Below are 5,827 nucleotides of genomic sequence, written 5' to 3' on the forward strand. Positions count from 1 at the left end.
CATTCTGAAAGAAGACAACCTGATTGACCAGGAGTTTGACGGCTTTGTGCGCAAGCTGATTACCTACATGATGGAAGATCCACGCATGATCTCGCCGAGTCTTGATTTGCTCTTTCTGGCCAAAGCCATCGAGCGAATTGGTGACCATGCCAAAAACATTGCCGAGCTGATCATCTACGTGGTGAAAGGTGCTGACATTCGGCACACCTCGATGGAACAGATTGAGTCGGTGCTGAAGTGAGACATCAACCGGGAGTCTTGATTGTTGAAGATGAGTCGGCGATAGCCGAGCTTATCGCCGTAAATTTGCGGCACAACGGATTTCGCCCCACCTGGGCCATGGACAGTGCCACGGCGCAGCGTGAGTTGGATGCCGTGTTGCCTGACGTCATCTTGCTCGACTGGATGCTGCCAGGCGAAAGCGGTTTGGTGCTGGCCAAACGCTGGCGCTCCAATCCCCGAACCAAAGACGTGCCGATCATCATGTTGACCGCTCGCGGTGATGAGATGGACCGCGTTGCGGGTCTGGATGCCGGTGCTGACGACTACATTACCAAGCCGTTTTCGACCAAGGAATTGTTGGCAAGGGTTCGGGCTGTTCTGCGGCGGCGTGCGCCTGAGCAAGTTGGGGGGGCTGTTTCTATCGGCGCCTTGTCCCTTGACGCATCAACTTACCGCGTCATGTTCAACGAGCAAATGTTGAAACTGGGTCCGACAGAGTTCAAGCTTCTTCATTACCTGATGAATCACGCTGAACGAGTGCATAGCCGTTCACAGTTGCTCGACAAGGTTTGGGGTGACCACGTTTTCATTGAAGAGCGCACCGTTGATGTGCACGTCAAACGCCTGCGAGAAGCCCTTGGCAGTATTGCTGGGCAAATGATTGAAACAGTGCGCGGCGCTGGCTACCGGTTAACTGCCCAGTCAGTTCATTCGTTGGTCTCGCTTCAGACGGCAGCACCACAGCAGGCGAGTGTTTGATAGTTCAACCGTTTCCTTGCTTTTGCCTACAGCCGTGACTTGACCATGTTTTGGCGATTCTTTTCTTTTATAGGCTGTCAGCTCGTGGGGGCGCTTGCGGGTTGGTCCCTTGTTTCCTCACTGCATATCCCCGTTGATTCCCTTTTGGGAGTTTTGGTCGGCGTGATGCTTTGTAGTTTGGGTTGGGTTCTGGTTGACCTCTCGCGCGGGGCACATTTGCTTCACTGGATGCGCTTAGGCGATACTTCCGACGTCGCCATGAGAACCGGTTTATGGGGCGAAGTCTCAAGTCGAGTCAGACGACTGATTCGGGCTAAAGAGCAACTGACGCGCGACACTCAAGCGCAACTTCAGGATTTTTTATCCGCTTTTCAGGCTTCGCCAAATGGCGTGATTTTGCTGGATGCCGATGGACAGATCGAGTGGTTCAATAAGACGGCGGCGGCACATTTTGGTCTCGATGCAGACCGCGACTTGCTTCAACAGATCGGTAATCTTGTTCGTGACCCTGGTTTCGCAAATTATTTTGCTAGCCATTCATACACGGGAGAAATCACGATGCCGGGGCGTCAGAGCACGCCCTCACGTCCTGTCATCCTCTCTGTTAATTTACATCCTTATGGAGAAGGGCGTTTGCTGTTGTTATCAAGGGATGTAACGGCCCTGGACCAAGCGGAGGCCATGCGGAGAGATTTTGTGGCGAACGTCTCGCATGAAATTCGCACGCCGTTGACCGTGCTGGGTGGCTTTGTGGAAACCTTGCAAACCCTGCCATTAAGCGAAGTTGAACGTGAGCGATATTTGGCCTTGATGGCACAACAGGCTGAACGCATGCAGACACTTGTGAGTGATTTACTCATACTTTCCCGGCTTGAGGGCAGTCCATTGCCCGGCACGTCGGGTTGCTTGTCCATGCCGGCTTTGATGCGCCAACTAGAGCAGGATGGACATGCTTTATCTGCTGTGTTGAACCCCAATGTTGATCATTTGCACAAGATGATCTTTGGTGCTTTCCTGGATGCTGAACTTGTGGGCTCTCCCAATGAATTGCTGAGCGCAATGAGCAACCTGATGGGCAATGCGATTCGCTACACACCTCCTGCAGGAGAAATTCGTGTCAAAGCGATTTTGTTGGCCGATGGTCGTGCTGAGTTTTCGGTTTCAGATACCGGTCCGGGCATTGCGCCTGAGCATATTCCTCGTTTAACCGAGCGGTTTTACCGGGTTGACAGAAGCCGCTCCCGAGACACTGGCGGTACCGGCCTTGGCCTGGCCATTGTGAAGCATGTCGCACAGCGACATGGCGCTGATTTAAAAATTGAAAGTACGCCTGGCAAAGGATCAACTTTCACCCTTGTCTTTCCGAGTAGCCGCGTGAAACTTCCTCTTTAAGGTGGGGTGATTCGTTTGTAGAGGAGCAGGTCTTCATCCTTGTCAGAAGGATGACGAATCGCGCTATTGAAGGTCCACTGGGACATTTCGGCGATGATGACCGTGCTCTTGGCGGCATCCTTGTCAACGATAAGCCAAGGACAATTCGTTTTCGAGCCCAGTGGCTTGACGACTAGCTCCCCATGAAACTGAAAGGCCGCAATCTGACCTCGACTCAGCCCCAACTCTTCGACACAACGAGGCTGCTGCTTCATGACGACCATGGTTCGGCGTATCAAAGGCGCGTAGCTACGGGCGAAATCCAGAAGTGGTAGCCACAGCGTCATCAGCAATAACCAACTCAAAGCGGCTCCACCTGCAGGTAGAACCAGACTTTTCCAGATCGCGGCACGATGTCTTCCAACGCGCCATTTCACCAGCCAAGCCCATGCCAACGTTGCTGCGATCGCAATTAAAAAAGGTGCAAAAGAAAAGCTGTGCTGAAACCCGGGGGCTAGTCGTGCAACGTTGGCTGCGGGTTGGCTGGGTACGCCGGTTTGCAAGGCGATCCAGACGATCCAGATAATAAGAGCGCAGCCTGAAAAAAATATCAATGTGAACCAGTCAATCAGAGCGGCCACGCTGCGGCCTAAAGTTGGCAAGGCAAACGCAGCCAGTGCGGCCAATGCTGGTAAGGCCAGGAGCAAAGATCGGTCGGCTGCCGTGGTGGTGAGCGTCGCCCCAATCGCAACACCTGCAAACCACACTGGAAGTGCCAAATGGCGGCTGGGTGCTCCGCCACGGAGCCATTGGTGACGCCACCGCCACAATGTCCAAACTGCCAGCGGCCACGCGGGCCATGTAAACCAAAGTAGCAAGCGGCCCAAACTGCGCCACTCTTGCCAACTGGCTTCAGGTAATTCGATGCGCCAGTGCCACAAATTCAGAACAACACCTAGCAGGGCGACAAGCGCCGTCACCAGTGCGATACCCGCCACACAAAACGTTTTTGATAGTTTGTTTTCTGTTGTAGTTGAATGCTCCAGCAGGTGAATAACAGCACCACCTGAGCCCAATAGCACTGCCAATGTTGGGGCCCCCGACAAGGCCAGCCCCGCCAATCCCAACCCACCCGCCAGAGCCGGTGTCACCGAGTGGTGGGGCAGGGCTGCGAGTGCATAAAAAGTCAAGGCCGTGAAACAAAGTTGAGCCAGTGCTGGCGTGGTTTCATGCGACAACTGAGCCAGTCCCAGGCAGGCAATGAATGCGAGTAAACCACCATCGGCCAGGGCGCGGGCGTAGTCGGCGGGACGTGCCTCGCCGCCAAAGGCAAATGCGATGGGTTGCGCCTCAGGACTACGCGCCAGATAGTAGGTTCCATACCAGGTGGCGAATAAGGTCAGTGTCAGCAGCAGTATGAACGGTATGCGGGCTGCGAAATCAGGGGAAATCCAGGTCGGCGTGATTTGAATAGCCCAGGCGCCCAGCCAGTAAGGCAGCAGGGCATCTACGTCGGGCGTGAACCCCAATAAATGAGGGGAAAGCCAATTCGTGCGGCCATTCGCCAACTCAGCCATAAACCCATAGGCCGACATGTCGGCGCCTTTCCAGGGCGAGCGTCCAAAAAAGCCCGGCAGCACATAGGCGATGCAGAACAACAGGAGGGCTACTCGCGGCAGACGGCTGACGGCCCTTTGTGCAACGATGGCGGGAGTGGTTGGATTCACGCTTTGAGAGGTGGAATTGACAGAAATCTTAATGCTAAACCAAAGAAAAAGGCAGCGCGGTAACCCGGGCTGCCTTTGACTAGAAGTGCTTGCTTAATTATTCAGCAGCGACTTCTGCAACTTTAGCCGTTGCGGTCTTGCCGAAACGGTTACGGAAGCGCTCAACACGGCCACCCATGTTGTCCACAGATTTTTGTGTACCTGTGTAGAAAGGATGTGACTCGCTGGTGGTATCCAGTTTGTACAACGGCAGGTCACGGCCGTCTTCCATCTTGATCATCTCTTTGGTGTTGGCGCAAGAACGCGTCACAAATTTGAATCCGTTGGACATGTCCTGGAAACAAACTTCGCGGTAATTGGGGTGAATGCCTTCTTTCATATCTTCTCCATCAGTTGCGCTAGCCGCACCAAGCCCTTGAGCAAACCTCTGCACAATTCAAAGCTCGGCGTACTTATCGCGAAAAACCATCGATTATAGCCTAGCCGCCTCTGCGCATCATGTCAAAGAACTCGCCATTGGTCTTGGTGGCGCGCATTTGTTTGAGCACCATCTCCATGGACTCGACTTCGTCCATGTTGTACAAGAATTGACGCAGAATGCGCGTTTTTTGCAGAATATCGGGTGCCAGCAGCAACTCTTCGCGGCGGGTACCGCTGCGGTTGAGTTGAATGGATGGAAACACGCGTTTCTCGTACAGGCGGCGGTCCAGGTGAATTTCGCTGTTGCCAGTACCTTTGAATTCTTCAAAAATCACCTCGTCCATGCGACTGCCAGTGTCGACCAGCGCCGTGGCGATGATGGTCAGCGAACCGCCTTCTTCGACGTTACGGGCGGCACCCAGAAAGCGCTTGGGCCGTTGCAATGCATTGGAGTCCACGCCGCCGGTCAAAACCTTGCCGGAGGAGGGCACCACATTGTTGTAAGCGCGCGCCAGACGCGTGATCGAGTCCAGCAAAATAACCACGTCTTTTTTCAACTCGACCAGGCGCTTGGCACGCTCAATCACCATTTCGGCGACGTGAACGTGGCGCGCGGCGGGTTCGTCAAACGTGGAGGCAATCACTTCACCCTTCACGGTGCGCTGCATCTCGGTCACTTCTTCGGGACGCTCGTCAATCAACAACACCATCATGTGGCTGTCGGGGTAGTTGGCTGAAATGGCGTGGGCAATGTGTTGCATCATCACGGTCTTGCCGCTCTTGGGCGGTGCGACCAGCAGGGCGCGCTGGCCTTTGCCGATGGGTGCAATGATGTCGATGACGCGGCTGGTGATGTTCTCTTCAGACTTGATGCTGTCGCGTTCCAGGCGCATTTGCACATTGGGGAACAGCGGTGTCAAGTTCTCAAACATCACCTTGTGTTTGTTGTCTTCAGGGCCGCCACCGTTGACCTTGTCCAGCTTGTTCAGGGCAAAGTAACGCTCGCCATCTTTGGGGGTGCGCACTTCGCCTTCAATCATGTCACCGGTGTGCAGATTAAAGCGACGCACCTGGCTCGGGCTGATGTAGATGTCATCCGTGCTGGCGGTGTAGCTGGTATCTGGACTGCGCAAAAAGCCAAAACCGTCGGGCAAAATTTCCAGCACACCATCGGCAATGATTTGCTCGCCAGTGCGAGCGCGCTTCTTGATGATGGCAAACATCAGCTCTTGCTTGCGCATGCGGCCAGTGTTTTCAATCTCAAGTTCTTCGGCTTGCTTGAGGACTTCGGACACGTGCAGTGCCTTGAGTTCGTTTAAGTGCATGGA

General features: G+C 54.3%; 6 protein-coding genes. 3 read left to right on the forward strand and 3 right to left on the reverse strand.

Translation table 11 applies throughout. The features are described 5' to 3' along the window. From WCG50_RS16640 to phoR, 3 genes are all read left to right on the forward strand, one after another. On the forward strand, positions 1-241 hold a 241-nt coding region (locus tag WCG50_RS16640), incomplete at its 5' end, for a PhoU domain-containing protein (protein WP_336900714.1). Beyond that, positions 238-981 (forward strand): phosphate regulon transcriptional regulator PhoB, encoded by a 744-nt coding sequence (gene phoB / locus WCG50_RS16645; protein WP_336900715.1) that lies wholly within the window; start codon positions 238-240, stop codon positions 979-981. The genes WCG50_RS16640 and phoB, both read left to right, overlap by 4 nt. A 45-nt stretch (positions 982-1,026) precedes the next feature. Beyond that, positions 1,027-2,373, forward strand: coding sequence for a phosphate regulon sensor histidine kinase PhoR (phoR, locus tag WCG50_RS16650; RefSeq protein ID WP_336900716.1), 1,347 nt, complete (start codon positions 1,027-1,029; stop codon positions 2,371-2,373). On the opposite strand, the gene WCG50_RS16655 is transcribed toward phoR, so the two are convergent. From WCG50_RS16655 to rho, 3 genes are all read right to left on the reverse strand, one after another. Beyond that, positions 2,370-4,079, reverse strand: coding sequence for a hypothetical protein (locus WCG50_RS16655; RefSeq protein WP_336900717.1), 1,710 nt, complete (start codon positions 4,077-4,079; stop codon positions 2,370-2,372). The genes phoR and WCG50_RS16655 overlap by 4 nt on opposite strands. Before the next feature lie 97 nt (positions 4,080-4,176). Further along, positions 4,177-4,458 carry a type B 50S ribosomal protein L31 gene (locus WCG50_RS16660; RefSeq protein WP_336900718.1) on the reverse strand — a complete coding sequence of 94 codons (282 nt, stop codon included), beginning with the start codon at positions 4,456-4,458 and terminating at the stop codon, positions 4,177-4,179. A 100-nt stretch (positions 4,459-4,558) separates the two neighbouring features. Next, complete coding sequence (gene rho, locus WCG50_RS16665; RefSeq protein WP_336900719.1) at positions 4,559-5,824, reverse strand: transcription termination factor Rho; 1,266 nt, start codon at positions 5,822-5,824, stop codon at positions 4,559-4,561. Between the last annotated feature and the right edge of the window lie 3 nt (positions 5,825-5,827).

The sequence above is a fragment of the Rhodoferax sp. genome (genome assembly GCF_037143375.1).
GTDB lineage: Bacteria > Pseudomonadota > Gammaproteobacteria > Burkholderiales > Burkholderiaceae_C > Rhodoferax.